Raw genomic sequence first — 272 nt, 5'->3', positions numbered from 1 at the left:
ATGAGTTCCCCGCGCCTGCGGGGATGATCCCTGAATAGCCCGGGCGAGCAGGCCCGATGGACGAGTTCCCCGCGCCTGCGGGGATGATCCGGCTACCTGTGAACGTTCCCGCCACAAAGAAAAGAGTTCCCCGCGCCTGCGGGGATGATCCGACTATGACCTCGAAGCCCTCAAAGATGAGCTTGAGTTCCCCGCGCCTGCGGGGATGATCCGTCTGGCGATAAGGCGCAGCTCGTGGCCCGGATGAGTTCCCCGCGCCTGCGGGGATGATC

General features: G+C 64.7%; 1 CRISPR repeat array.

Features of this window, described 5'->3' with window-relative positions:
• Positions 1 to 2 precede the first annotated feature (2 nt).
• Positions 3 to 272: direct repeats of the CRISPR family, unit length 27 nt; unit sequence GAGTTCCCCGCGCCTGCGGGGATGATC.

The sequence above is a fragment of the Arthrobacter sp. HMSC08H08 genome, assembly GCF_001807575.1.
Classification (GTDB): domain Bacteria; phylum Actinomycetota; class Actinomycetes; order Actinomycetales; family Micrococcaceae; genus Pseudoglutamicibacter; species Pseudoglutamicibacter albus.
Note: the sequence above shows the minus strand (reverse complement) of the source record. Positions and strands in the feature narration are given on the sequence as shown.